The following is a 26355-nucleotide window of genomic DNA, read 5'->3' on the forward strand; positions in this document are numbered from 1 at the left end:
CTTCCTCTCAGCGGGGAATCGTTCTACTGGGTTCATGAAGCCCAGATCTCCTGCTGAGAAAGCGCGGAGGCGCAGGCGAAGAAGGGTCATCGCGCTGGTCCTCTGCTTGTTGCTCGTTCTGCCCGTCGTCTCCTACGTGCGTGCACTGCTCTACCCGGGCAACGCGTCCTTGGCGGTACGGACCGTGGAGTGGATCCGCGATCACGGCGCGGGCGGGATGATCGACGCCATCGAGACCTGGAAGTACTCCCGGCAGGCACCGCCGGCGACCGGCCGGCCGCAGGACATCCCGGCGGTCGTCCCGTCCCGGACACCCGTGAAGGCGACGGATCTGCCGATGATCAAACTGCTGCCAGGGGTCAAAGCGTTACCGCACGAGGGGACCTGGTCGGTTGCCAGACAGAGCAGCAAAGGCAAGCCGCTGCTCTGGACGGGATGGTTCCGGGCGGACAGCGCGCATCTGCCGGTGGCGGCCGCGGCGGCGCTCATCCCGCAGGGAGCGGACCAGGTTCGGTTGATGCCTGGCACCAGAGAGCCGGTGGTAGGGATGGCGTCCAAGGACGGGTACTCCGTGCCGGTCCGTGACTACTCGCGACTGGTCGCCACCTTCAACGCCGGCTTCAAGATGCACGACGCCCATGGCGGCTGGTGGACCAAGGAGTCGGACGCCGTACCGCTCGTGGACGGCCGGGCCTCCGCGGTCATCGATCGCAACGGTGTGGTGCGGATCGGGGAGTGGGGCAAGACCGTGCGGATGACCCCCGACGTCGTCGCGGTCCGGCAGAACCTGGACCCAGTGATCGTCGGCGGCCGGATCGTTGACGGGCTGACCAGCAATGCGAACGGACGATGGGGGAGCGTCCGCAGCCAGTTCCAGTTCACCTGGCGCTCCGGTCTCGGTACCGATGCCAAGGGCAACCTCATCTACGTCGCCGGCCAGGGCTTGACGCTCGCGACCCTGGCCGCCGCGATGCAGCAGGCCGGTATCCAGGAAGGCATGGAGCTGGACATCCACGCGGCCATGGTCAGCTTCGACATCGAGACCCCACAAGGCGCTTCGATCCTGAGCAAGCGGCTGATCGAGTCGATGAACTCACCCGCGAACCGGTACCTGATCGACGACCAGCGCGACTACTTCTACGTCGTGGCCCGATGACGTCCCTTCAGCAGCGCCCGGACGTCGTCCTGCGAACCTCCCGCGCCCGCTCGCTGCTCACCCTCAGCCGGCCCCAGCAGTGGCACAAGGCAATCATGCTGTACGCCGCGCCGGCGGCCGCCGGCGTCATCGACCAGCCGAATGCGTTGCTCCGGGCAACCATCGCCGCGATCGCCTTCACCCTGCTGTCCGTCGCCATCTACGCGCTCAACGACGTCCGCGACGCTCCCGACGACCGTCGCCACCCGACCAAGCAACACCGCCCGATCGCCTCCGGAGCCCTGTCGCCCAGAGCTGCCATCGCCTGGGCCGCGATCACTTCCGCAGCGGGCCTGGTGGTCATCGCCCAACTCGGCCCGGCGACCTCCGGGCTGGCCGTCGCCTACCTGGTCACGCAACTGCTCTACGTCTACGGACTCAAACACATCGCAGTCGTCGACGTGATCGCGGTCGCTCTCGGCTTCGTACTACGAGCCGCCGCCGGCGCCACCGCGACCGGCGTACCGGTCTCCAACTGGTTCCTGCTCGTCTCCCTGTTCGGCGCCCTCTTCCTGGTCGCCGGCAAGCGCCGGGCCGAGCGCGGCGCCAGCACAGCCGACGCGCGGACCCGCCCAGTCCTCGCCGCCTACACTGCCGCCTGGCTGGACCAGCTCACCACCGTCGCCCTCCTCGGAACCTGCCTGTCCTACGGACTCTGGGCCTTCCAGTACCTGGGCGACGACGTCTACCGCCAACTCCTCACCGTCTCCTTCCTCCCCTTCCTGACCGCTCTCCTCCGCTACGGCTTCCTCGTCTCGACCGGCCGAGGCGAACTCCCCGAACACGAACTCTTCCGCGACCGCGTCCTCCTGGTCGCCGGCCTGTCCTGGGCCGCCTTGCTCGGAGTGGGCCTGTACCTGGCCTGATGATGAATTGGTACGCGATGCGTAGTACGTGGCGTGTACTATGGGCGGCTATGACGAAGAAGATCGCCAAAGCGCTGGCCGTCGTCGCCCTCGCGCTGCTGGTGGGGTCCACCGGCTATGTCGCGGTGGTGGCCGCGCTGAGCAGCCGGCCGGTTGTCCTGCCTGCCCTGACGGGGTCGCACCAGGTCGGCCGGACGGCGTTCGAGTGGACCGATCGCGGCCGGGTGGATCCGCTCGCGAGCGGAGGCGGCCCGCGCCGGCTGGCCGTCTGGCTCTGGTATCCGGCGACGGGATCGGGCGAGCCGGCCGAATACATGCCGGGACTCTGGCGCAAGCAGCAGTTCGGGGGCGTGGTCGGCTGGTTCGAGACCGACTTCGAGAACGTCCGGGTGCATGCCGTCGCGGATGCGCCGATCGCTGTCGGACGGTTCCCGCTCGTGGTGCTGTCGCCGGGGATGGGGTTCTCGGCGCCGCAGTACACCGCGATCGCGGAGGACCTCGCGAGCCACGGCTATCTGGTCGCCGGGGTGACGCCGACGTACAGCGCCAATGTGAGCGTGCTCGACGGGAAGCTGGTGGAGAGTACGGCGCAGGGCAATCCGCAGGATCTCGGTGGGCACAGCGGGGCGGCACTGGCGGAGGGCAACGAGCTCGTCGGTCTGTGGGCGGCGGACGCTCGTTTCGTCGCAGGTCAGGTGGCCGGACTGACGGGCCGCTTCGCCGGTCGGGTGCAACCGGGCGTCAGCTATCTCGGTCACTCCTTCGGCGGGGCGGCCTCCTTGGAGGCGTGTCGTCTCGACCGGTCGTGTGCCGGTGCGGTCGACCTGGACGGCACCCAGTTCGGCGGTGTGGTCGAGCAAGGACTTCGAGTTCCGTTCATGATCTTGAGCTCGGAGGACTCCTGTGTGACCGGGACGTGTGGGCCCAAGGCCACCAATCCCGACGGCGAGCAGGCCGCAGCCGCGTCGCTGGTGAAGGCGAGCAGTGGTGAGTCGGTGCGGTACGTCGTCCGCGGTGCGAGGCATTTCGACTTCACCGACTACGCGGTCTACTTCCTCGCTCCGCCGATCAGCAACCTGGTCGGCATGGGGTCGATCGACGGGCGCCGCGCGCTGGCGATCCAGAGCCACTGCCTGTCGGCCTTCTTCGACCACGTCACGCGCGGGGCGCCGGTGGGCGCGCCGGCCCAGGGCTATCCGGAGCTGACGGCTGCCTAGTCGATGGCCGCGAGGTCGCGGATCGTGCCGCCGCCGGCCAGGGCGAGGGCGACCAGGCCGCAACCGGCGGCCAGCCCGGTCACGAGATCGTTGCCGCTGGCAAATGTCGCGGTGACGAAGACGCCGGCGCTGGTGCTGAGGCCGAGGGTCGCGAACCAGAGCCCGGTGACGAGGCGCCGCGGTCCCGGTGGCGGCTCGATCGATGCGACGGTCCGGGCGACCTGGACGACGGCCACGATGAGCGCGAGCCACCAGCCACCCAGCAACGGCAGCCGGCGCGCCGCCGTGGCGGCCAGCGCGGGCCAGGACGCCGGCCGGGGCAGTGGCAGCACGAGCAGAAATCCGAGCAAGGTGATGGCGTCACAGGCATCGAGGATCCAGGAGTGTGTCAAGCTCCGGGGAACCGCGGCCGACAACTCCAGCAGCGCGTGGCCGGTCAGCCAGCCCGTGCCGGTCAAGCCGATGGCGAGCTTCGCCACGCGTGCTCGCCGGTGTGTCATGGATCCGGCCGGCCAGATCGCCGGGTGCATCCAGAGCCCGAGCAGGTTGACCGTCAGATCGGGCCAGCCGCGCCACCCGTCGCGGCAGGCCTCTTCTTCGAGCTCCGGCCCCCAGCGCTCGCGGACTGCCGGCGGGTAGAGGCCGACCAGTGCGCGAGTGACGCTCATGCCGGCTTCACTCCGAGATGCCTGAGCCCGGTCGCCGCCACCTTTGCCATGGCGCGGAGCTCCTGTTCCAGTTCGGCGCGGCCTTTCGCGGTCAACCGGACAGGTCGCTGCCGACCCTGCTCCGCCAGCGGCTCGATCATTCCCTTGGCCTCCAGCCGGGCCAGGGCGCCGTACAGGCTTCCGGCTCCGAGCCGCTCGCCGGTCAGCTCCTCGATCGCCGCGTTGATCGCGTACCCGTGCAGCGGCCCGTTCGCGAGCACACACAGAACGAGCGTCTGCGAATCGTTGACCTGCATCTCCGCAGCGTACTACGCGCCGTGTACGAAATCGGAGCGGATGCCGGCGGTCCCGTCGGCAGGGACCAGGAGGGTGAAGCAGGTCGGGCTGTGGCCCGTGAGGTTGAGCCGGCCGCCAAGGGACTCGGCCAGGGCGCGGGCGAGTGGCAGGCCGACGCCGGAGCCTGCGTGAGTGGTCACGCCGCGGCGGAAGAGGTCCGCGCTGCCGGACCTGATCCGCCCTTCGTCGGCCACCTCGATGGCGATCGCGCCCAAGGCGTCGCGAGCCCGGAGCTGGACCGTGCCGCGGCCGTGGGTCCTGGCGTTGTCGATCAGGATGTCGAGGATCTGCTGGCAGGCATTGAGGGGGACCACGAGCGAAGCGACCGCGGGCGCCAGCAGACAGCTGATCCGGCGGCCGTCGAGGGCGAGCGCTCCGTGCCATCGCCGCAGCGAGGCGTCCTTGAGCTCGTCGAGGCTGCCCAGCTGGTCGTCGGTGGGCGGTTGCGTGGTCAACCGGGACAGTGCCAGCACCTGTTCGACGGTGAGCTGCAATTCGTCGGTTCGTTGCAGTGCTTCCTCCAACGACCGTCGTGGGTCGGCCCGCGGATCCTGGAGCGCGGTCTCGAGCCCCAGCCGCAGGCCGGCCAGGGGAGTCCGCAGCTGGTGCGAGGCATCCGTACCGAAGTGGCGGGCGTGATCCAGTACGGCCGACAGCCGGCTCACCATCGCGTTCTGGGTCGCCGAGGCGGCGTCGATCTCCGGGATGCCGCTGACCGGTACGCGAGCGGTGAGGTCGCCCGCGGTCACCGAGCGCGCGACATCGGCCAGCGACTCGAGCGGTCTGGTCAACCGGGCCGCCTGGCGGACCGCCACCGACCATCCCACCAGCAAGGCGATCAGGGCCAAGGCTGCGATCCCGAGCCAGGCGAGGAGAACGCGGGTCCAGACGGCGGCGGCCGGAGACGCCGCCCGGACGACACCGATCACCTGCTCGGCCGCGACCACCGGCACCGCGACCACCAGGTCGCCGCCGGCCCTGCCCTGGCTCACCTCGCCGCCGAGAGCCGAGCGGGTGACCTCGTCGACAGCCCGGGGACCGGTTCCGGCACGCAGCTGGAACGACCGGTCGTAGACGGCCACGGAACCGTCGGTCAGCGAGCGGGGAAGCTCCACCGGGTCGCCGGCGGTGAAGTCCGGGCCGACCTGGACGGCCGCGGCCAGTGCGGCCCGCCCGAGTTCTGTCGACTCGTCGCTGAAGAACGAGATCCGGATCCCGATCGCCAGCGGGATCGCGAGCAGCAGCAAGGACATCACGACAGCGGTCAGCGCGACCCGGCTCACGCGTCGTCTCATCAGGTCATCATCGCCCGCCCCACCGGCCTCCGGTCAGAAGTTTTGCCGTCGTCTAACCCGCAGCTGGTAAACCGCTCACCTGGTGCTTTCTAGCGTCGGAAGCATCCGATGTCCTGACCGGGAGAGTGCAGATGAAGCATTGGCGTCCAGCGGGCGTAGCCGTCAGCGTGGTTGCTCTGATCGTCACCGGGTGCAGCAGCGGGGGTGGAACGGCGACCGCGCCGCCTTCGGGCTCAGCGAGCACACCTGCCAGCACCCCGGCCTCCACTCCGGCGACCGCTCCGAGCAGCAGCACGCCACCGTCCAGCTCCGAGCAGCCGTCCGTCACCCCACCGAGTCCCGCGGCCACCGAGTCGAACCCGCCGGGTGACATCCCGGACAACCAGGCCTTCGTGACGTTCAGCCCGCCGGCGGGTGGCTTCTCGGTCAAGGTGCCGGAAGGGTGGGCCCGCAGTACCGCGGGCGTCGCCACGTCGTTCACCGACAAGCTGAACCGGATCCAGGTACAGGTCAGCAGCACAGCGACGCCGGTGACCGCGCAGAACGTCGACCGTCAGCTGGTACCGGCTCTGCGGCAACGCGTACCCCGCTTCGCGATGGGCAAGGTCAGCGAGGTCTCCCGGGCCGCCGGCCGGGCACTCCTCGTCACCTATCAGGGCGACTCCAGCCCGGATCCCGTGACCGGGAAGGTGGTCCGGGACGCGTTCGAGCTCTACCTGTTCCACCAGGGCAGCCGGGAGCTGGCGCTGACCCTGTCCGGTCCGACCAACGCCGACAACGTGGATCCCTGGAAGATCGTGTCCGACTCGGTGAGGTGGCGGTGAAACCGGACGAGGCGTTGCGCTGCCGGGATCTGTACCGCTTCTTCCGGGCCGGTGACGAGGAGACGCTCGCGTTGCGCGGAGTAAGCCTGCAGGTGGGCCGGGGCGAGACGGTCGCGGTCGCCGGGCCCTCCGGCTCCGGCAAGACCACCCTGCTCAACTGCCTGGCGGGGCTGGACGAGCCCGCCGGTGGGGCCGTCACGATCGGTGGCGAGCAAATCAGCCATCGGCCCGAGCGAAGCCGGGCCCGGATCCGCAGCCGGCGTCTCGGCATCCTGCTCCAGTCGGGCAACCTGCTGGCGCACCTGAGTGTCCGGGACAACATCCGGTTGGCGCAGGCCGCGGCCGGCCGGCGTCCCGCACAGGCGCCGGAGGAACTGCTTGAGCAGGTTGGCCTGGCACGCCGCGCTCGCGCGGTGGCATCAGAGCTGTCCGGCGGCGAGCTGGCCCGGGCGGGACTGGCCGTTGCCCTGAGCAACAGCCCTGACATGCTGCTGGCGGACGAGCCGACCGGCGAGCTGGACGGGGTGACCGAGCAGGTGGTTTTGGAGCTGATCCAGGACCGGGCGGCCGGTGGTCATGGCGTCCTCGTGGTCACCCACAGCGCGGTCGTGATGCGGATCGCCGACCGGGTGATCCGGTTGCACGACGGAAGGATCGTGGCATGAGTGTGGTGCGTTGTGCGGACGTGGCCCGCACCTTCGGGCACGGGGACCGGGCGGTGGTCGCGGTGCACGGTTGCAGCTGCGAGATCGCGGCCGGTGCGCGGATCGCGATCACCGGGGCGTCCGGGTCGGGCAAGTCGACGCTGCTGCATCTCCTGGCAGGGTTGGAGAAGCCGACGAGCGGGACGGTGAGCTGGCCGGAGTTCGCGGCGTCACCGCTGGAGCGTGCGCGCGATATCGCGGTGGTGTTCCAGGGGCCGAGTCTGTTGCCGGCTCTCGACGTACTGGAGAACACCGTGATGGCGGCGGTACTGACCGGCACGGCTGAGGAAGAGGCGACCCGGCGGGCGCTCGTCGCGCTGGACGACGTCGGCATTCCGGGCCTGGTCGATCAGTTGCCGGAGACGTTGTCCGGTGGGCAGGCGCAACGCGTAGCAGTGGCAAGGGCGCTGACGCTGCGGCCCAGACTGCTTCTGGCGGACGAGCCGACCGGGCAGCTGGACGAGGGGACGGGTCGCCAGGTGATGGACGTGCTGCTCGCGGCCGCGGACACGCTCGGTGCGGCGCTGGTGGTCAGTACGCACGATCCGGCGGTCGGCGACCGGCTGGACGAGCAATGGCAGATGCGCGACGGCCGGCTGTTCCTGCCGGTTCTGGACGGTGCCTCGTGATGGGGCTCTGGCTGCGCGGGCTGATCCGGCATCGCGGGCGACGGCTGGCTGCCACCGCCGCGGGGGTGTCCCTGTCGGTGGCGCTGATCGCTGCGCTGGGTGCCTTCCTGACCGCCTCGAAGGCGACGATGACGACTCGGGCGGCCTCGTCGGTGGCTGTCGACTGGCAGGTCGAGGTGCAGTCCGGTGCCGATCCGGCGGCGGTTCTGGACGCAACCCGCGCGGCGACGGGGACGGGTGCGGCGGAGGTGGTCGGTTTCGGTCGCAGTACCGGCTTCGAGGCGACCGTCGCGGGGTCGACCCAGACCACTGGACCTGGCGTCGTTCTCGGGTTGCCGCCGGGGTACAGAGCGACCTTCCCGGGTGAGATCCGGACCCTGAGGGGCGCTTCCGACGGCGTACTGCTGGCCCAGCAGACGGCCGCCAACCTGCACGCGGCACCCGGTGACTCCATCTCGATCGGGCGACCCGGCCTGACGCCGGCCGTCGTCCGGGTGGCCGGCGTCATCGACCTGCCGCAAGCGGATTCGCTGTTCCAGAAGGTCGGGGCACCACCGCAGTCACAGCCGTCGGCTCCGCCGGACAACGTCGTCCTGCTGCCCAGACCGCTGTTCGACCAACTGATCGGGCCGGCGACGGCGACCGACCCGGAAGCGGTGAAGACACAGATCCATGTACGCCGGACCGCCACCCTCCCGCCGGATCCGGCCGGCGCGTACACCGCGGTCGTCGGCGCGGCCCACAACCTGGAGGCGAAGCTGGCCGGCGCCGGACTGGTCGGCGACAATCTCGGGGCCGCGCTGGACGCGGCGCGTGGCGACGCGTCGTACGCGCAGATCCTGTTCCTGTTCCTCGGTCTGCCGGGAGCTGTCCTGGCAGCGCTGCTGACGGCGGCCCTGGCCGGCGCGGGTGCGTCCCGGAGGCGGCGGGAGCAGGCCCTGCTGAGAGTCCGCGGTCTGTCGGTCGGACAGGTCACGCGCCTCGCGGCAGTGGAGGCGTGCCTGGTCGGGGTCGGCGGGGGAGCGATCGGTCTGGCCGTCGCCGCCGTCGTGGGCCGGACGGCGTTCGGCGCCGCCTCGTTCGGGGCCCGTGGTGGCGCGGCGTTGTTGTGGTTCGCGATCGCGTTCGTCGTGGGCCTGTCGGTGGCCGCGGTGACCGTGCTGGCACCGGCCGTGCGAGATGTCCGGTCGGCGACGATCAGCGAGGCCAGGCAACAGGTCGGCCGGGTCCGGGCGCCGCTGTGGATGCGCTTCGGGCTGGACTTCGTCCTGCTGGCCGTGTCGCTGCTGGTGTTCCGGGCCTCGGGCAACAACAACTACTCGCTGGTGCTCGCGCCGGAAGGCGTACCGGCCATCTCGGTGTCCTACTGGGCGTTCTTCGGGCCGGCGCTGCTCTGGGTGGGCGGGGCGATGTTGTTGTGGCGGATCGCTTCGGTCGCGCTGACCTATGGTCGCCGTCCGCTGACCAGCCTGGTCAGGCCCTTGACCGGCACGCTCGCGACGACCACCGCCGCCGGGATGTCCCGGCAGCGGCGTCCACTGATCAGATCGGTCGTGCTGCTCGCGCTGGCGGTCTCCTTCGCCGTTTCCACCGCGACCTTCAACGCGACGTACAAGCAGCAGGCCGAGGTCGATGCCCTGCTGACGAACGGCGCCGACGTCACCGTCACCGAATCGCCGGGCGTCGTCGCCGGCCCCACCGCGGGCGACCGGCTGGCCGCGACCCCCGGCGTCCGCGGGGTCGAGCCGATCCAGCACCGGTTCGCCTACGTCGGCTCCGATCTGCAGGATCTGTACGGCGTACGGCCTTCGACGATCACCGCCGCCACCGCGCTGCAGGACGCGTACTTCGTCGGCGGGACCGCGCGGCAGTTGATGGACACGCTGGCCAGGCAGCCGGACGCGATCCTGGTCAGCGACGAGACGGTCAAGGACTTTCAGCTCGCCCCGGGCGACCTGCTCAGGTTGCGGCTGCAGGACAGCCGGACGAAGGCGTTCCGCGAGGTGCCGTTCCACTACGCGGGCATCGTGAAGGAGTTTCCGACCGCGCCGCACGACAGCTTCTTCGTGGCGAACGCGGACTACGTGGCGAACGCCAGTGGCAGCGACGCGGTCGGGGCGTTCCTGCTGGACACCGGGGGAAGCAGGCAGCAGGAGGTCGCGGCGGTCCTGCGGCAGCAGCTCGGCGCGTCGGCCCAGATCACCGACCTGACCCAGAGCCGGTCGCAGATCGGATCCAGCCTGACCTCGGTCGATCTCGCCGGGCTGACCAGGTTCGAGCTCACCTTCGCGGTGCTGATCGCGGCCGGCGCGGGCGGTCTCGTACTGGCCCTGGGGCTGGCCGAGCGGCGGCGGGCATTCGCCATCGCGACCGTGCTGGGGGCAGGTCGACGGCAGCTTCGCGGCCTGGTGCTGAGCGAGGCCGCGGTCGTCACGATCGGTGGACTGGCCGGCGGTGCGCTGATCGCCTGGGCGCTGACCAGGATGCTGGTCAAGGTGCTGACCGGAGTCTTCGATCCGCCGCCTTCGGTGATCGCGGTGCCCTGGCCATACCTGAATGTCACCGTGGCCGTCGCCGTGGCGGCCATTCTCGGCGGTGCTCTGATGGGTGCCCGTGGGACGGCAAGACCTCCGGTGGAGGAGCTTCGGGATCTCTGACTCAGCTGCTTCTCAGCACTGCGGTACTAGCTTCGGCACGGTGAGAACCAGGATGGAACCGGCCGTCGCCGTCGTGATCGAGGACGACGAGACGGTCGGCCGGTTGCTCGATCGCGCGTTGCGCGGAAACGGGTACCGGTCCTCCTGGTATCGCACCGGCTGGGCCGGCCTGGCCGGTGCACGCCGCGAGCAGGCCGAGGTCGTCCTCCTGGATCTCGGCCTGCCCGACGTCGACGGCGTCGATCTCGCCCGCAGCCTGCGAGCAGAGCTGCCTGAGTTGCTGATCATCATGCTGACCGCGCGCGGTGAAGAGATCGACGTGGTGTCCGGCCTCGACGCCGGCGCGGACGACTATCTGGTGAAGCCGTTCAGTCTCACGGTGCTGCTGGCCAGGCTCCGGGCACATCTGCGCCGGCGGCCGGCCCCGGACGCCGGGCTGCCGGTGACGATCGCCGATCTGACCCTGGACACGGCGGCCCGCCGCTGCAGCGTCGCGGGAAGTGAGGTCGTACTGCGGCCGAAGGAGTACGACCTGCTCGAGACGCTGGTGCTGAACTCGGGCTCCGCGGTGTCGCGGGAGGAGTTGATGGCCCGGGTGTGGGACGAGAACTGGTTCGGCTCGACCAAGACGCTGGACGTGACGATCGCGTCCCTGCGCAGCCGGCTGCAGGCGGCCGGCGAACACGCCGGCGCAGCGCGGCTGCCGACCGTGGCAACGCTGCGAGGGCACGGGTACCGGCTCGATCCGCCCGACGGCTGACCTGGCCTAGACGGCGTAGCCGGTCTCGTCCGGGCGGGGGATGATCCGGCCCGGCCCGGCCGGGAGCCTTGGACCATGAGTGAGCCGATGGTCACCGCGCTGGGTCATGCCGGTCTGCGCCTCGACGCGCCCGGAATCCGTCTTCTCGCCGACCCCTGGATGTCGTCGTCCGGGGCGTTCCTCGGCGCCTGGTTCCCGTTCCCGGACAACTCGCACCTGCTCACGCCCGAGCTGCTCGACGTGGATCTCGTCGTTGTGTCCCACGAGCATCTCGACCATCTCGACCTCGACCTGATCGCCGGACTCCCGCCGGAGGTGCCGGTGGTGATTCCGCGGTATCCGTCGACGATCATGCAGCGCCGGCTCGCGGCGATCGGGCGGACGCGGGTCGTGGTGCTGGACGCATGGCAGCGGTACTCGCTGGGTGGCGACGACTGGCTGACGGTGATCCCGGAGCAGTGTCCGATGAGCCACGACTCCGCGGTGCTGATCAAGGTGGCCGGTCGCAGTCTGCTGCACACGAATGACGCGCGGATCTCGCTCGGCCAGACCAGGCGGGCGATGGCGGAGGTCGGCGGGCAGTTCGACCTGATGGGCGCGCAGATGTCCGGCGCGAGCTGGCATCCAGTGCGGTACGAGTACGACGAGGTCGAGCGTGAGCGGATCTCGACGATCAAACGGGTCGGCAAGTTCAAGGCCGTCACCCGGCTGGTCCGGCAGGTCAAGCCGCGGCTGGTGATGCCGTACGCCGGTCCGCCCTGCTTCCTCGACGACGATCTGTTCGAACTCAACAGCGGGCTGCAACCGGGCGGGATCTTTCCCGACCAGGGCGAGGCGCTGGCCTGGCTGGCCGAGCGTCTCCCCGAGCAGCCCGGCGTGTGCCTGCTCCCCGGCGACCGGGTCGACCTCGGTAGCCTGGAGGTCACCAGAGACCCACAGTGGCAGGACTTCTCCCTCGACGCCGGCTCGGAGGCTCGCCGCCGCTACCTGCTCGAGTACGCCGACCGGCGCCGTGCAGCGATCGACGCGGTCTGGGCGGCGAACCCACCACCGGCACCCGGACTGGCTGAGCGGTTCAAGGCGCACTTCGAGTCGCTCGGCACCCTGTCGGAGTACTTCCTGGCGCGGATCGGCATGACCGTGCGCTTCGAGGTCGAGGGTCCGCACGGCGGTGTATGGGACGCGCACATCGGTCCCAGCCGGGTACGGGTCGAGCTGGCCGGTGGAGGCTGTCACGCGGACTACCGGCTGATCCTCGACGGTCGCTGGCTGGACGGTGTGGTCTCCGGTCGTACGAGGTGGGAGGAGCTGTTGCTGTCGCTCCGCTTCACCGCCCGGCGCCAGCCCGATCAGTACAACGACTACCTGGTCGGGCTGCTGAAGCATGCCGACCGGGCCGCGCTGCGTGCGGTCGAGGAGTTCGAGGCGGCTCGCGATCCGGAGGAGACGATCGCGCTCACGGTGAACGGCGAGACGATCGAGGTCAGCCGTTTCTGCCCGCACGCCGGGGAGGACCTGGCCGAGACGGGGGTCGTGGTGAACGGCGTACTGCGCTGCCTCGGCCACAACTTCGAGTTCGACCTGACCAGCGGCGACTGCCTCAACGCCCGGTCCGACTCGCTGCACATCAAGCGCAGCGAGCCGTACTCCGAAGCTGTCTGACCTACTGCACCTGGCGCTGGACGTCGGCCAGGCCGGTGACGAACAGCGCCGTCAGCAGGAGGTAGTGGAACGTCCGCCTGAGCGTCGGGCGGTGGAGGTACTCCTGGTCGGCTGCGACCCGCAGTGGGACCAGCACCTGCAAGTAGTAGCTCTCGACATCGGTCCAGTTCGCAGGTGGCACGTTGGACCGTTCGCGGTAGTGCAGCTGTGCGGGGCCGGTGAGCCCAGGACGAGCGAGCAGGATCGGCCGGCAGGACTCCGGGTAGCGAAGGGCCAGGGCGTCGCTCTCCGGGCGTGGACCGACCAGGGTCATCTGGCCGCGGAGTACGTGCCAGAGCTGGGGGAGCTCGTCGATCGCGGTACGCCGCAGGAAGGCGCCCAGGCGGGTGATCCGGACGTCCGACTCGGCGGTCACCTCGGGGCCGGCAGCGACCACTCGCATCGTGCGGAGCTTGTAGAGCGTGAACCGTTGCCCGTTCTCGCCGACGCGGGACTGCCGGAAGAAGACCGGCCGGCCGTCGGTCAACAGGATGCCGATGGCAACGACCGCGATCAGCGGCAGGACTGCCACCGACAGCAGCAGGACGACGGCGACATCCAGTGTCCGGCGAAGCAGTCCGACACCGTCGTGGCCGGTGGCTGCCTTGCTCCGGGTGCGGGTGATCAGGGACATGATGGCTCCTTAGCTGGTCAGCCGGTTCCGGCGGCGACGAAGACCGCGGTGAAGGCGGCCGCGGCGAGATCGCATTCATGGGCGAAGGCGGCGGACTCCGAAGGCATCTGCGACGGGGTCATGTGGGTCAGGAGCTGAGCTCCCGCGCGGTGGTGCCGGACCAGTTCGCTCCACAGCGGGTTGGGGGACAGGCTCGGTCCGAGCAGGCTGACGACATTGCCCTGGTACTGCTGGCGCCAGGTCCAGATGTCGACGGCCTTCGCTCCGGCTGCGACCGGTACGTCGATGTAGGTGCGGCTGTCCTCGTCCGCCTGGCCGGTGTCACCCTGGTAGCCGTCCGGTTCGGCGAGAGCCTTCCGCGCCTGGAGGACGGTGAGCTGCGGCCATCCCTGGGCCTTGACCCGGTTCCACGCGTCGGCCTGGGCCTCGCGTTTGGTCAGGCCCCACTTGGCGTAGGTCGCGTCCTCGAGCAAGCCGGTGCTGAGATCGAGCCGGTCGATCAGGCCGGCCCGCAGATAGCTCTCCAGGGCGGCGGCCGTCGCGGCTGGGTACTTGAGCCGGACGCGTTGCGCACAGCCCTGCTGATTGGTCCCGCGCCAGGGCAGGCAGCCGAGTTCGGGCACGATCGCGTCCACCAGCAACTGCTTGCCGGGGGCAAGTTGTGCGAGGCGGGTCTTGGCGGCCTTCAGGAACTGGGCCGCCTCGGCCATCGTCTGCAGGCCGTCCTTGTAGCCGATCTCGTCGGACACCTTGAAGCCGACGACGCCGGGGACCTTGGCGAGTTCGCCGAGCCGGACGATCGCCTGGTCGAACGAGGCTGATCCCTCCAGCCAGCGGGCGACCAGGTCGGTCTCCCACCAGATGGCCACGCCACGCTGGTGCAGGGCGGTCGCCAGTTCGGCGTACCGGTCGGCGCCGAGGCGGGGTGGCTGCGGGGCCCGTGGCGAGGAGACAGACACCGGTCCTCCGGTGCGTTGGGTGGGCGGCACGGTGTTGGTGACGCCTGGTGAAGCGATGGTCGGGTCGGCCTCGGGCGTTGCGCCTGAGCAGCCCGTGACGAGCAGGGCGATGAGCAGTACGGGGGCGGTGAATTTCATGAAGTGACCTCGGTGATCGGTACTGCGGGCCTGCCGTGGCGGGCATTGCTGGGCGCGCTCAGTCGCAGCAGCAGGCCGATGAGTAGTGCGTCGGTGGACAGGTAGGCGGCGGTGGAGGCGATGGCCGCACCCATGGCGCCGTGGGCGGGAATGAGCAGCACGTCGAGGACGACCGTGATGACGAGTCCGATACCGAGCACGATCGAGTTGAGTCCCGGCGTACCGCGTCCGTAGAGATAGGCACTCGCGACCCCGGAGGCGCCGGCGAGCAACATGCCCGCCAGCAGCACCCGCGCCGGTGCGACGGCCGGACCGAACGCCGCGCCGTACAGGAGCCGCATCACCGGCGAGGTCAGCAGCGCGACCGGAATCGCGGCCAGCAGGATGCCGATCAGCGTCGGCCGGATCATCCGCCGCGCCGTCGCGGCGGCCTCGCTCTGCCCGAGCTTCGCCAACCGCGGATAGAAGACCCAGGTCAACGCGGTGCCCGGCAACCTCAGCAGTTCCGCGTACTTCGAGGCGACGGCGTAGCTGCCCAGGACGGCCGGTCCCGCCATCGCGCCGAGGATCGCGAAGTCCAGCCGGAGGTTGAGCAACGTGATGAGCCCGCCGACCTGCCCGCGCAGCCCGTACGACGCGATCTGCTTGCCCAGCTCGCGATCCGGCCTGCCGAACCACCCGAGGCCGTCACCCGACAGTCCGTACCGCCGCCAGCCGAGCAACCGGCTGACCCGCCGCCAGGCCTCGACGGCGACGACCAGGTCGGCGAGCCCGAGCCCGATCACGATGGCCGTGACCCCATGGAACCCGGTGAGCAACGGCAGCAGATAGCAAGGCAGGAACGCCAGCTCTTCGGCCGCGATGACCACGTCACCGCCGCGGCGATCCTCCAACCCCTGCAGGGCCGTCTTCCCCAAGGTGAGCAGGAGTTGGGTCGGCACGGTCACTCCGGCAGCTGCGATCAGCAACGCCGGCTCGTCCGGGAAGAACAGATGCGCGATGACCGGTGAGGCGATCAGCCAGACCACTGTGCCGAACAACGCGCCGCCGAACCCGATCGCGATCAGTGTCGGCCACAGCCGCGGCAAGTCTCGTCGCGGTGCCGCGAGGAAGTAGGCGAGAGCGCCGGGCAGGCCCAGGACACAGAGCACGCCGACCAGCCCGGGAAGCATCCGCAGGAGCGCGTACTCGCCGACTGCCGATGGGCCGCCGGTGCGCGCGACGAGGATGGTGGCGAAGGTCAGGCCGGCGATCGCCAACGCGCGGGCGGACGTGTTCGCCACGACGGTCCGGAACAGCTCACCGGTGACACGGCCTCTCATGAGGCGCGCTTCTTCTGCTGGTCCTGCAGGACGAGGACGAGTGCGGCGACCAGGCCGAGCCAGGTCCAGAGGTGCCGGAAATGCAGTACCTCATAGAACCCGGCAGCCGTCGCCATGATCGGTCCGATGACGGCCAGCAGCCACGGTCTGGGGACCAACGCCGCATAGGACTCGGGCAGGTTCCCGACGACGAGCCGGAAGCACCGCATACCGATGGCGAGGCCCAGTGCCAGCAGGCCGAGCGCACCGATCAGGCCGCGTTCGAGCAGGGTCGCGAGGTAGTCGTTGTGGGCTTCTTTGACGTACGGCGCCTGGTTGGCGGCGAGGGCGGCCTTGGTCCGGGCCGGTCCGTAGCCGGTGGCGTCGCCCTCGAAGAAGAGGTTGGTGCCCTCGTGCACGATGGTCGCGCGTTCGCTGGTGGAGCTGCCGCTGCGGCCGAAGGAGTCGCGCAGCAGCGGGACACTGCCGGCTGCCGCTTCACGGACCTGGCCCAGGTCGACGCGTGGCATGACGAAGACGAACACGAGTCCGGCCAGCAACACCGACGCGGCCAGCGTGGTGAGGCCGATCAGAGCGCCTCTGCGGCGGTACCGGGTGACGGTGAAGGCGAGGACGAGCCCTACCAGCAGGGTGAGCATGGCGCCGTTCGAGCCGGTGAAGCCGATCGCTGCCAGGACGAGGATGTAGGCGATCCGGCGTACGCCGGGGGACTGCGGGCACTTGCACGCGGCCATCACGAACAGCGAGACGACCAGGTAGTTGCCGGCCAGGTTCGGGTCTCCGAAGGTGTACGACGCGCGGACGCCGTCCTTGGCGGAGACTCCGCTGAGCGCGTTGATACCGAGCAAGTAGGCCGCGGCCATCACGCCGGAGTAGACCGGCGCGGTCCGGCACCAGGCCCGAGTGACCGCCGACACGATCGCCGGGTTGTGGCGGCCCAGCGCCAGGGCGGCGCCCCAGGCCAGGAGCAGCACGTCCTGCGCCAGTACGAGGCCTACTCCGACCGGTGCCTGCGCGACGTACGCCGCGAAGGCGCCGCCGAGCAACAGGCCCGCAACGCCAAGTAGATAGGGCACTTTGACCGGAAGGTGTTCGCGAACCGACCAGAGCAGGGCAAGGCCGATGCACAGCGTCATGCCGACGTCGGCCAGAGCAGTGTTGCCCGGCCCCGCCGGGACCAGGAACGGGAGCAGACAGACGGTCAGCCCCATCATGGTGGCGAGCACGTCGCCGCGAGGCAGGCCTGGTCGGCTGATCCCGCCGGGAGCGCGTTGTGGAGCTGTCAGCGTCATCGGGCTCTCACTCCTTACCCTCGGTGGGCCACAGCGGCAGAGTCGCCAGCAGCTCGAGGTGGTCGCTGCCGAAGCCGTCGTCGTTCGCCAGCGCAGCTACTTCGCCTAGCCCGACGAGGGCCGCGCTGTACCAGAGGCCGGCCGGCAGCCCGAGCGCGGTGAGCCCGTCGCGTAGGTAGGAGCGAACGAGGTCGGATAGCCAGCCCTGCCCGAGTAGTCCGTACCGGATGCCCGCGCCAAAACCCGTACGCCGCAAGCCCCGATGCCGGAGTACACGGTGGCCAGGGCGAGTGTGCCGATCCAGGTAGAGGCAATAACTGACCGCGAATCGAACCAGGTCGCGCAACGGCCAGCCACTGCGCTCGCCGCCTTCCCAGTCGACCACGCCGGTGATCACCCCGTCGTCGACGAGGAGGTTCCCGAACCAGTAGTCGCCGTGCACCATCGTGCGGCAGACCCGCTGGTCGCCCAGCTGGTGATCGGCCGAGGTCAACCTGATCAGGGCGGAGTCGAGCTGCGGATGGCCGGTCCAACGCTGACGCAGCTGGTCGGCCACCTCCTCGGCCCAGCGGATCCGGGCCCGCTCGCCCGAGGTCGCGGTCTGGAATCGCCGCAGCCAGCCACCGGCCAGCGCGAAGTCGACGGCAACCAACCGGGCGCGGGCGGTGTGCAGCCAGTGGTGGTACGCGACGCTCATCGGCTTGCCCCGCAAGGCAGTCGAGACCAGCGCGGGTAGCCCGTCGCTGTCGAGTGTCTCGACGTACCGGGGGACGGTCTCGCCGAGACCTCCGAGGCCGGCGTCGCGCAGGTCGATCAGCATCTCGGTCTCGTGCCGGATCGCCGCCGCGGCCAGGGGAGTCGCGGGGATCTTGACGGCGATCGGGCCGGCCGGTCCGCCCGGGAAGAGGCCCGGCGCGGGAGTGACGATGAAGGTCATCTTGGCGTCGGGATCGCGGGAGGCGGCGATCAGCACGCCCCGGGTGTCCGGCGCGAACAGCAGTTCGTGCACCGTCCGCGGCCGGGGATGAATCGCTCGGGGCGCTTCGGTCATGGTCGTCTCCCCACGAGAGCGCGGCCAGGTGCGGCCGCGCCGGTCCAGCGCCAGGGCAGCCTCCGGGCCAGGCTGAGCAGCGCCGACGCCGGCACCGCGCTGATCGCCAGTCCCGGCGGGACGGTGGCGAAGGTGGTCCAGAAGTGCCGGACGGCTGCTTCGGTGTCGTCGATCAGGACGATCGGCCGGCCCAGCGCCGGCAGCACGATGAACTCGCGCTCGACCTCGATCGCCAGCTCCCGCGCCAGCCGCCGCAACCGGCGACGGCTGAACGGGCGCTGATCGATCAGCACCACCGGCAGGTCGGGCTTCAGCTGGTCCGTGAGGTCGTCGTCGATGGTCCGGGTGTCGATCTCCAAGGTGCCGAGTGGGCACAACGTCATCCAGGGCGAGGTCGCGAGCCGGGACGGGCCGGCCGGCTCCGCGTAGCTCATCGCGCCACCAGACCGGCGGTCCGCCCGCCTGAGTAGACCTGGTCCAGTACGTCGGCCAGCCGCTCGGCATCGAAGGTCGCCCCAGCGAGCACCCGCCCTTGCCGGACGAGTCGTTCGGCGGTCCGCGGTTCGTCCAGCACGCCGTCGATCGCGGCCGCGAGCAGTTCCGGCCGCCCCGGAGGTACCAGGACGCCGCTCTCACCCGGGATGACCAGATCGGGGACGGAGTTCACGGCCGTCGCCACCACGGGCACACCGCATCGCATCGCCTCGACGACGGCACACGGCAGGCCCTCGTAGCGACTGGCCATCGCGAACACGTCGAAGGCGGGCAACAGACTCGCGACATCCGATCGCTCGCCGGCGAACACGAACCGGTCGAACAGCCCTGCCCTCCGGACGAGTTCTCGCGCTGCCGCGAGCCCGGGCCCCGAGCCGATCCAGACGGCCGTCGCGTCGTGGTGCCGCAGGTTGGCGATCGCCGCGATCAGGTGCTCCGGCGCCTTCTGGTAGTCGACCCGGCCGACTGTGCCGACGACCAGGCCATCGTCGGCGAGGCCCAGCGCCATCCGCGCGGCCGCCCGGGACTCGGCGGTCTTCGGTACGGTGACTGCCTCGACCACCGGAGCGATGGTGCGCAAGGACGACGGGGTCGCCAGTCCTCGGCGCAGCGCCTCTGTGGCGACGCCGCTGCCGATCGCGAGCACGGCGTCGGTGATCGACGCCAGCCTGCGTTCGATGGCGACGTACGCCGCCTTGCGCACCGGGTTCTGGAATTCGTGGAACGGAAAGCCGTGGTACGTGTGCACGATCATCGGGACCGCGGCCCGATGGGCGGCCAGCCGGCCGAGCGCGCCGGCCTTCGCGCTGTGGGTGTGCACCACGTCGAAGCCACCGGCCTCGCAAAGCATGGTGAGCCGGCGCAGCGCTGTGCGGTCATCGCGTGGTGACAGCGGCGAGACGAGCGAGGGCTCGATGACGACGCGGAAGCCCGCGGCCTCGGCCCGTTCCGTCAACGGTCCGCCCTGCCCGGTGATGATGGTGACGGCGTACCGATTCGGGTCAAGTGGCAGTACGCCGCGTAGGGCGACTCCGCCGGCGCCGGCGATGAAGCGGGTGACGATCTGGGCGACCTCGATCCGGTCCGTCATCACGACACCCCGTTCGAGCGGACCGACTCCAGGCGCGGCCGCAGGAGTTCCGCCAGGCCTGCACCGGGTTCACGTCCCAACTGGAGTTCCAAGCAGGGCAGCCGGTTGGCGAGGACCGCAGCGACCTCCTCGACCGGTGGGTGCGCCGGTCCGCAACCGGTCGCCATCGCGAGAACGGCCGCGGTCGACCAGAAGCGCCGGAGTTCGCCGGCGGAGTACGTGCCGGTGACGATGGCGCGGGTTGCCTGCGCAGCGGTGATGGATCGAAGCTGCGGGTCGGCTTGCTGTCCACGGCGTACGACGACGACCAGCTCGGGTCGCAGGGATCGCATCCGGGTCTCCCACCCGTGTTCTCGGCGGCCGTGGAAGGTCTTGCGGCCGGTGGAGTCTGCGGCTTCGGCCGGCAGCCTGATCGGCTCGGCCAGCCCGTAGGCGATGGTGCCGTCGCACGCGGCCAGGTTGTCGCAGGTGGCCCGGCTGCCGTTGGCGAGCTCGCGCGCCACCAGGCTGGACTTGCCGACGCCGCCGGGTCCTGCCAGTAGTACGGCGATTCCGTCGATCTCCACGACCGATACGTGCAGTGGCGCGAAGCCTTGCTGCATCGCCATCCACAGCGCGGGGTAGTGCACGAGCACCTGCCCGGTCAGTGCGTGGTGCCTGGCCGGAAGCAACCGGGCCGCGGCGGCCTCCTTGGCCGACGGCGTCCAGCGGCTGACGACCCGGAGACCGTCCTCGTCGATCGACCACAGTTGGCTGTAGCCGGAGCCGCCCGCGCTGTCGAGGATCGCCTCGCGCCGATGGGTGGCCCAGACGCCCCGGGTGATCGGCTCGCAGCCAGTGGTGCCGAACCGCTGCTTGCCCGGCTCCACGGCGACGACGACGTTGGGCAGGTCGGCGCAGTCGCGCTCTGCCCCACCGGTCGCAGCGAGAATCGTGGCGATCGCGGCCGCCGATCCCTCGACCGCCATCCGCTGGCCGGCGGTGTGCAGGAAGGTGTGCGCGATCGGTGCGGCGCTCACGCCAGCCTGCCGAAGCGACGCTTGGCGGGACCGTTGACGATGCCGAGGACCGGCCAGCGGACGGCCTTGAGCACGTCGTCCAGGTCGTCGAGGCGGCGCAGCAGCACCGTGCCGCCCGACACGACCACCACGCCGGCCGTCATCTCGTCCTGCGGCGTGACCGCGGACAGTCCGGTGAACCGGACGTTCGCGAACGGCGCGTCCATTTCGAGCACGCTCGCTTCACCGGCCTCCTCGATCCCGCCCGGCGAGGTGCTCTTCGCCCGATGCGGCGCCGACGCGAAACCGGACAGCGAGAACAGCAACTGGCTGACCGTGTCGGCATCCGATTCGTCGGCGCCCATCAAGACGACGGCATCGACCCCCTGCCGGCGGGCAGCGAGCGCCATCGTGTTGCGCAGCGAGCCGATCTCCTCGGAGGACTTGCCCAGGACGGGCGCCTCCAGCAGGTGGGCCAGCGCCCGGACACTCGCCACTCGCGGCCGCATCGTCTCGAGGACGGCCGCGGCGGTCAGCCCGAGCACCAGCCCGAGCAGCAACGCGAGCGCTGCCTGGGGGAGCAGCGGCGACTGCACCTGGCTGAGCTCCGGCTTGTTGCCGACCGGTACGACGATGTCGCGGGTGGCATCGGCGATGGTCAGCGAAGCCCGTTGGGTGGTGAGCTGGGACAGCAGCTGATCGGCCGACTGGATCTGTGTCTGGATGTCGGCCCGGGCGTTGATGTCCGCGATGCCTTTGAGTTGCAGGGCGAGCTTGTTGCGGTTCGCGGTGGCCGCGTCGACCTGCTCGTCCAGCTTGGTCAGAGCGGCGTTGAACGCGGCCCGATCCCCTTGGTTCATGAAGAGCGCGACCCGCTCGGCCAGGGCGGCGACGATCTGTCCGGCCGCGACCGGATCTTTGTCCGTCACACTCAGCTCGACGATCGAGGATTCACCGAGCCGCTGGGCCGCCACATGGGTGGCGGCGAAGTCGGCGACGTCGCGCTGGGCACCGGCCTGTTTGAGCGAGGCGTCCAGCAGTCCGGGAGTGGTCGCCAGCGCGAGCACCCGGCTGCTGATCCCTTCCGCCTCGGTCGCGGACCGCGGCGCTCCGGAGACCACCTGGAGGCGGATCGAGGCCAGCGACACCGACGGCTGCCTCGACTGCCAGGCGATCGCGGCGGCGACCGGGAGCAGTACGCACACCAGGATGATCCCCAGGTGGGCCCGCACGATCCGACGGAACATCTCTTCGATGGTCATCGCTGTGCCCTTCGTCCGATGGCGTGCCTCATGGCAGCACCAGCACTGTCTTCGTGGCCGAGCTGGACAGCCCGACCGTGTCGGTGACCGTCACCCCGACCGTGAAGATCCCGATCGAGGTGTAGGTGCAGGTGGTGGTCGGCGTGGTCTGGACCGGCTTGGCCGGCCCGCTGCCGCAGCTGAACTGGTAGGTCGCGATCGGCGACTTGTCGACGCTGGTCGACCCCGACGCGTCCGCGGTGACGGACTGCTTCGACTTGATCGAGGACTTGTTGAGCTTGAGGTCTGCGGTCGGCGCCACGTCGGCCAGGATCCTGACCTGCGCGGTCACGGTGCTGGTGGCGTCGGCCGTGTCGCGGACGGTCACCCGGGAGGTGAAGGTGCCCGCGTTCGGGTAGCTGCAGGTGAACGACGAGGTCGTCAGCGTGCCGGAGGTCTGCCCGTTGCCGCAGTCGAAGGTGTAGCCGGCCAGTGGCCTGCCATCAGCGTCCGACGAGGCACTCGCGTTGAGGACGACCTGCTGCGGCCGGTAGGCCTGGTTGGGCGTCGCGGTGAGCCGTGCGGTCGGCAGGCCGTTCGGCTTCACCACCAGGGCTGTGCCGGTCCAGGTGTCGCTCAGGCCGGACGAGTCCGTCACGGTGACGGTCGGGGTGAAGGTGCCGGCCGCCGTGTACCGGCAGACGCCGCTCAAGGTCGTCAGCACCGTCCCGTTGCCACAGACGATCTGGTACGCCGTGATCGGCGCGCCCAGTCCGACGCTGGCCGACCCGTCGACGGTCACGTCCACCGGGGCGAACAACGCCGAGGCCGGCGTGACGGTCGCCCTGGCCACCGGTCCGACGAACTCGAAGGCGCCGAGGTCGGCGAAGACGACCGGTCCCACGCCGGTGTTGGGAATCACCGGGTTGTCGGCCAGAGCCGTGCCGTCGCGGTTGATCGCCGTCCAGCCGGTCACCGCGGTGTCGGCGGAGTCGATCGCGGGGGACTGGCCGGTCAGGTGCAGATCGCGACCGGTGAGGTTCACGAAGAGCGGGTTGGCTGCCTGGCCGGCGGCCTCCTGTCCACTCGCGGTCCGGAAAGCGGCGATCGACGTGTACGGCTGGGATGCCCATTCGTACAAGTTGCCGTTGGCAGCTGTCTGGAAGACCAGGTCGCGGTCGAGTGTGGTGCCCGGGCTGGACGCTTCGTCGACGCGGATCTCGCCGATCGTCCGGGTACTGCCGACCGCGTTGTCCATGGCGACGTTGTCGCGGGCGGTGGAGCTGGTCGAGCCGCCCTCGAAGTTGATCCCGGCGGTGGCGTTGCGGACGACCGTGTTCGACAGGACCGTGGTGTTCGGTGCGAACGAGGTGTCGATGCCGTGGTCGCCGTTGTCGTAGACGACGTTGCGGCGGATCGTCGTATCGGTCGAGCCGCTGTAGGACTCGATGCCGGAGTCGTCGTTGCCGTAGGTGAGGTTCGCCTCGACCACGGTCTGCTGGGAGGAGGCGCTGACGTCGATGCCGGTCGCGATCCGGGTGGACAGCCGCTTGTTGCGGTAGGTGGTCACTCCGGCCACCGTGACCCGGGTGCTGCCCTGGACACTGACGCCGTGGTGCTGGTTCTCGTGGGTGACCGAGTTGCGCAGCTCGCTGTCGGTGGAGTTGAAGAACCGGACCCCGATCGACAGGTTGAAGGCGGACTGGATGCCGGTCAGGCTCGCGTTGCTGGACGCGTCGACCGTGATGCCGGGAGCGCCGGCCTGGGCGACGTCGAGGTCCCCGAGGGTGACCCGCTGGGTCCGGTCCAGGTCCACTCCGTTGAAGTTCTGCTGACGGATCGCGAATCCGGAGACCGCGATGTCGCTGACCTGGCGGAGCAGGATGCCGAAGCTGCGAGCGCCCGCCGCGACGGTGTGGCCGGCGGCCGGGTTGGTGCCGCCGGTGTCGACGTAGAGGCTGGTCGTGGCGGCGTCGTAGTACCAGCTGTTCGGGGTGGTCGTGGTCGCGCTGGTTGCCTTGGGCAAGGGTTGTCCGTCGAGGAAGACCTGGGCGGGAGCGACTGCGAAGGCGTGTGTCCAGGCGGTCGTCGAGGTGGCGGTCCAGCCGGCCGCGTCGGAGACGTCGTTGGTGCCGACGATGACGGCGCTCGGCGAGGTCGCCTTCAGGGTGATCGGGTTGGCCGGCTCGCCGCTGGCGGTGATGGTGACCTGTTCGCGGTACTGGCCTGGTCCGACGAGGGCGGTGTCACCGGCGAGCAGTTTCCTGGTGGCCGCGCCAATGGTGCAGAACGGAGAGGCGACCGTGCCGGGGCCCGTGTCGGTGCAGGCGGGGTTGGTCTGCTCGACCGAGTAGGTCTGGACCGGCCGGGTGCTGACGACCTCCTGCGAGCTTGCGGAGTCGGTGAGACCCGCGGCGTCCGTGACGGTCACGGTGACCGCGTAGCTGCCTGGACCGGCGTAGGTGTGAGTGGCCGTCGCCGTGGGTTGCGGGCCGACGACCGTGCCGTCGCCGAAGTCGAAGGTGTAGGACGCGATGCCGTTCAGATCGGTGTCGCTCGAGCCGCTCGCGTCGGCGGTCACCGGGGGCGACGGCGGGGTGCTCATCGCGGCGGGGTTGAGGATCAGCGCGGCGTGCGGTGCGTAGTTCGTCGAACCGGCGACCGGCTGGAACTCGAGCGCGCCGCGATCGGCGTACGCCGGTGTGCCGGCGCCGGTGTCGGCGACGATCGTGTCATCGGCGAGTTGGTTGCCAGCGGCATCGGTCGCCCGGAAGCCGGTGGCGCCGGAGTTCGCCGAGTCGACGGCGGTCGAGCCGGCGGTGAGCCTGAAGTCGCCGGACGCCGGGTTGACGAGGTCGGGGTCGATCGAGGATCCGTGGCTCTCCTGGCCGCTGGCGGTGGCGTACCCGGACAGCTTCGGGTAGACGACGCCGCCGACCTTCGTGGTCGGAGCGGTCGTGTGGTTGAAGGCGGTGTCGTAGTCGGCGCTGAATCCGGAGACCGAGCCGGCGTCGACGTACAGGTTGTACTCGGTGGCGGTGACGCCGTTGTCGACCAGCAGGTTGTTGGCCAGCGTCGCACCGGTGGAGACGCCTTCGACGGAGATGCCGTCGCGGCGGTTCGCGTACGAGGTGTTGTTGAGGTACCGGACCCCGGTGGACGCGAGCGTGTCGAAGCCGTGGTCGCCGTTGGCGTAGGAGATGTTGCGGGCGACCAGGGCGCGGTGGGAACCGCTGTAGACCTGTACGCCGGTGTCCTGGTTCTGGTACGTGACGTTGTTGACGACCGTGTTGTCGGGGGAGTTGGTGTTCACGTCGATGCCGGCCGAGGTGGCCGTCGGGCTGACCGACGTGTTCGCGTAGCTCGTGTTGCCGTCGATCAGGTTGTTCGACGAGGTGGACAGACCGATGCCGTGCAGACCGTTGTGATGGCTGCTCGACCCGGTGACGGTGACGCCGCTGGACGCGGCGATCCGGATCCCCGTCGACAACGAACCGTCGACGGCGGCAGCGCGGACGACGTTGCCGCCGCCCGGTGAGGTATCGATCAGGATGCCGTTGCTGGCCGACTGGGAGGCGGTGACGTGATCGATGGTGGCCCCGGTCGCGGTCAGCAGCCGGACGCCGGCCAGGTTCGGCCGGTCGGTCTCGATGTTGCTGATGGCAACGTTCGACTTGCTGCTCGCGGTGACGCCGAAGGACTGCGCGCCGGCCTCGACCTGGTGGCCGTCGCCGGGGTTGGCGCCGCCGGCGTCGACGTACAGGACCTTGGCGGTCGCGTCGTAGAACCAGCTGTTGGCGGTGGTGGTGGTCGCCGAGGTGGCGGTGGCCAGACGCTGACCGTCGAGGAAGACCTGCCGCGGGACGGAGGGTGGCGCGTACGGCGTACTCCATGCTGTCGTGCTTGTCGCCGTCCAGAGTGCTGCTGTGCTCAGCGAGCGGGTGCCGAGGATGACGACACCGGGTGCGTCACCGACGACGCTGATCGGGTCGGTGGCGGTACCGGAGGCGTTGATGGTGACTTGCTCGCGGTACGTACCGGGTGCGACGTGCACGGTGTCGCCCGGCGCGATCGCCTTCTTGGTGCCCTGCGAGATCGTGCAGAACGGCACTGCCTGGGTGCCTGCGCCGGCCAGGGTGTCGCTGCAGTTGGCCGCGCCGTTGTTCACCCAGTAGCCCGTTCCGGCCGCGGCCGCCGGGCCGCTGCTGACGATGACAAGGGTGGACGCGGCGAGGATCATGACCGACCCGGCCGCCAGCTGCTTGAGCCGTCTGTACATGATC

The 26355-nt window shown here is 70.1% G+C and carries 22 protein-coding genes; 9 read left to right on the top strand and 13 right to left on the bottom strand.

From position 1 onward, the window contains the following. Window positions 1-106 precede the first annotated feature (106 nt). Genes ABD768_RS31890 through ABD768_RS31900 form a run of 3 tightly spaced genes read left to right on the top strand, consistent with a single transcriptional unit; the run spans window position 107 to window position 3278 of the window. A complete protein-coding gene (locus ABD768_RS31890) occupies window positions 107-1156 on the top strand; it encodes a phosphodiester glycosidase family protein (RefSeq protein ID WP_344846790.1) in 1050 nt (349 codons plus the stop codon). Next, window positions 1153-2061, top strand: a complete 909-nt coding sequence (locus tag ABD768_RS31895; protein WP_344846792.1) for a decaprenyl-phosphate phosphoribosyltransferase — start codon at window positions 1153-1155, stop codon at window positions 2059-2061. The genes ABD768_RS31890 and ABD768_RS31895 overlap by 4 nt, the downstream gene beginning before the upstream one ends. A 50-nt stretch (window positions 2062-2111) precedes the next feature. Continuing rightward, entirely contained in the window at window positions 2112-3278 is a 1167-nt protein-coding gene (locus tag ABD768_RS31900; protein ID WP_344846794.1) for an alpha/beta hydrolase family protein, read from the top strand. Here the strand turns inward: ABD768_RS31900 and ABD768_RS31905 are convergent. From ABD768_RS31905 to ABD768_RS31915, 3 genes are read right to left on the bottom strand one after another with little or no spacing between them, the layout of a single operon-like run. After that, window positions 3275-3946 (bottom strand): hypothetical protein, encoded by a 672-nt coding sequence (locus ABD768_RS31905; RefSeq protein ID WP_344846796.1) that lies wholly within the window; start codon window positions 3944-3946, stop codon window positions 3275-3277. The genes ABD768_RS31900 and ABD768_RS31905 overlap by 4 nt on opposite strands. Next, window positions 3943-4242 carry a PadR family transcriptional regulator gene (locus tag ABD768_RS31910; RefSeq protein ID WP_344846798.1) on the bottom strand — a complete coding sequence of 100 codons (300 nt, stop codon included), beginning with the start codon at window positions 4240-4242 and terminating at the stop codon, window positions 3943-3945. The genes ABD768_RS31905 and ABD768_RS31910 overlap by 4 nt, the downstream gene beginning before the upstream one ends. A 12-nt stretch (window positions 4243-4254) precedes the next feature. Further along, window positions 4255-5577: a sensor histidine kinase gene (locus ABD768_RS31915; RefSeq protein ID WP_344846800.1), complete on the bottom strand. Its 1323-nt coding sequence runs from the start codon at window positions 5575-5577 to the stop codon at window positions 4255-4257. Window positions 5578-5708: 131 nt separating this feature from the next. Between ABD768_RS31915 and ABD768_RS31920 the strand changes: the two genes are divergently transcribed. From ABD768_RS31920 to ABD768_RS31945, 6 genes are all read left to right on the top strand, one after another. After that, window positions 5709-6401 (top strand): hypothetical protein, encoded by a 693-nt coding sequence (locus ABD768_RS31920; RefSeq protein ID WP_344846802.1) that lies wholly within the window; start codon window positions 5709-5711, stop codon window positions 6399-6401. Further along, the gene (locus ABD768_RS31925) at window positions 6398-7066 is read left to right on the top strand and encodes an ABC transporter ATP-binding protein (RefSeq protein ID WP_344846804.1); all 669 of its coding nucleotides are present in this window, start codon (window positions 6398-6400) and stop codon (window positions 7064-7066) included. The genes ABD768_RS31920 and ABD768_RS31925 overlap by 4 nt, the downstream gene beginning before the upstream one ends. Beyond that, window positions 7063-7734: an ABC transporter ATP-binding protein gene (locus tag ABD768_RS31930; protein ID WP_344846806.1), complete on the top strand. Its 672-nt coding sequence runs from the start codon at window positions 7063-7065 to the stop codon at window positions 7732-7734. Before ABD768_RS31925 ends, ABD768_RS31930 begins: the two co-directional genes overlap by 4 nt. Further along, window positions 7734-10391 (top strand): FtsX-like permease family protein, encoded by a 2658-nt coding sequence (locus ABD768_RS31935; RefSeq protein ID WP_344846808.1) that lies wholly within the window; start codon window positions 7734-7736, stop codon window positions 10389-10391. The genes ABD768_RS31930 and ABD768_RS31935 overlap by 1 nt, the downstream gene beginning before the upstream one ends. A 40-nt stretch (window positions 10392-10431) precedes the next feature. Beyond that, window positions 10432-11151 (top strand): response regulator transcription factor, encoded by a 720-nt coding sequence (locus tag ABD768_RS31940; RefSeq protein ID WP_344846810.1) that lies wholly within the window; start codon window positions 10432-10434, stop codon window positions 11149-11151. 75 nt (window positions 11152-11226) lie between these two features. After that, a complete protein-coding gene (locus ABD768_RS31945) occupies window positions 11227-12813 on the top strand; it encodes an MBL fold metallo-hydrolase (RefSeq protein ID WP_344846812.1) in 1587 nt (528 codons plus the stop codon). Window position 12814: 1 nt separating this feature from the next. Here ABD768_RS31945 and ABD768_RS31950 read toward each other — a convergent pair whose 3' ends face one another. The 10 genes from ABD768_RS31950 to ABD768_RS31995 are packed head-to-tail and all read right to left on the bottom strand — an operon-like array spanning window position 12815 to window position 26351. Next, window positions 12815-13486: a sugar transferase gene (locus tag ABD768_RS31950; protein WP_344846814.1), complete on the bottom strand. Its 672-nt coding sequence runs from the start codon at window positions 13484-13486 to the stop codon at window positions 12815-12817. A 17-nt stretch (window positions 13487-13503) separates the two neighbouring features. After that, window positions 13504-14583, bottom strand: coding sequence for a hypothetical protein (locus ABD768_RS31955; RefSeq protein ID WP_344846816.1), 1080 nt, complete (start codon window positions 14581-14583; stop codon window positions 13504-13506). Beyond that, complete coding sequence (locus tag ABD768_RS31960) at window positions 14580-15905, bottom strand: oligosaccharide flippase family protein (protein ID WP_344846818.1); 1326 nt, start codon at window positions 15903-15905, stop codon at window positions 14580-14582. The genes ABD768_RS31955 and ABD768_RS31960 overlap by 4 nt, the downstream gene beginning before the upstream one ends. Continuing rightward, the gene (locus ABD768_RS31965) at window positions 15902-17197 is read right to left on the bottom strand and encodes an O-antigen ligase family protein (RefSeq protein WP_344846820.1); all 1296 of its coding nucleotides are present in this window, start codon (window positions 17195-17197) and stop codon (window positions 15902-15904) included. Before ABD768_RS31965 ends, ABD768_RS31960 begins: the two co-directional genes overlap by 4 nt. A 7-nt stretch (window positions 17198-17204) precedes the next feature. Further along, window positions 17205-18248, bottom strand: a complete 1044-nt coding sequence (locus ABD768_RS31970) for an aminoglycoside phosphotransferase family protein (RefSeq protein WP_344846822.1) — start codon at window positions 18246-18248, stop codon at window positions 17205-17207. Further along, on the bottom strand, window positions 18245-18682 hold the full coding sequence (locus ABD768_RS31975; protein WP_344846824.1) for a hypothetical protein: 438 nt from the start codon (window positions 18680-18682) through the stop codon (window positions 18245-18247). The genes ABD768_RS31970 and ABD768_RS31975 overlap by 4 nt, the downstream gene beginning before the upstream one ends. Further along, window positions 18679-19833 (bottom strand): glycosyltransferase, encoded by a 1155-nt coding sequence (locus ABD768_RS31980; protein WP_344846826.1) that lies wholly within the window; start codon window positions 19831-19833, stop codon window positions 18679-18681. The genes ABD768_RS31975 and ABD768_RS31980 overlap by 4 nt, the downstream gene beginning before the upstream one ends. Further along, the gene (locus ABD768_RS31985) at window positions 19833-20852 is read right to left on the bottom strand and encodes a hypothetical protein (protein ID WP_344846828.1); all 1020 of its coding nucleotides are present in this window, start codon (window positions 20850-20852) and stop codon (window positions 19833-19835) included. The genes ABD768_RS31980 and ABD768_RS31985 overlap by 1 nt, the downstream gene beginning before the upstream one ends. Then, window positions 20849-22093: a GumC domain-containing protein gene (locus tag ABD768_RS31990; RefSeq protein WP_344846830.1), complete on the bottom strand. Its 1245-nt coding sequence runs from the start codon at window positions 22091-22093 to the stop codon at window positions 20849-20851. The genes ABD768_RS31985 and ABD768_RS31990 overlap by 4 nt, the downstream gene beginning before the upstream one ends. Before the next feature lie 28 nt (window positions 22094-22121). Next, window positions 22122-26351 (bottom strand): right-handed parallel beta-helix repeat-containing protein, encoded by a 4230-nt coding sequence (locus ABD768_RS31995; RefSeq protein ID WP_344846832.1) that lies wholly within the window; start codon window positions 26349-26351, stop codon window positions 22122-22124. Window positions 26352-26355 lie beyond the last annotated feature (4 nt).

This window comes from Kribbella ginsengisoli, assembly GCF_039537185.1.
GTDB lineage: Bacteria > Actinomycetota > Actinomycetes > Propionibacteriales > Kribbellaceae > Kribbella > Kribbella koreensis.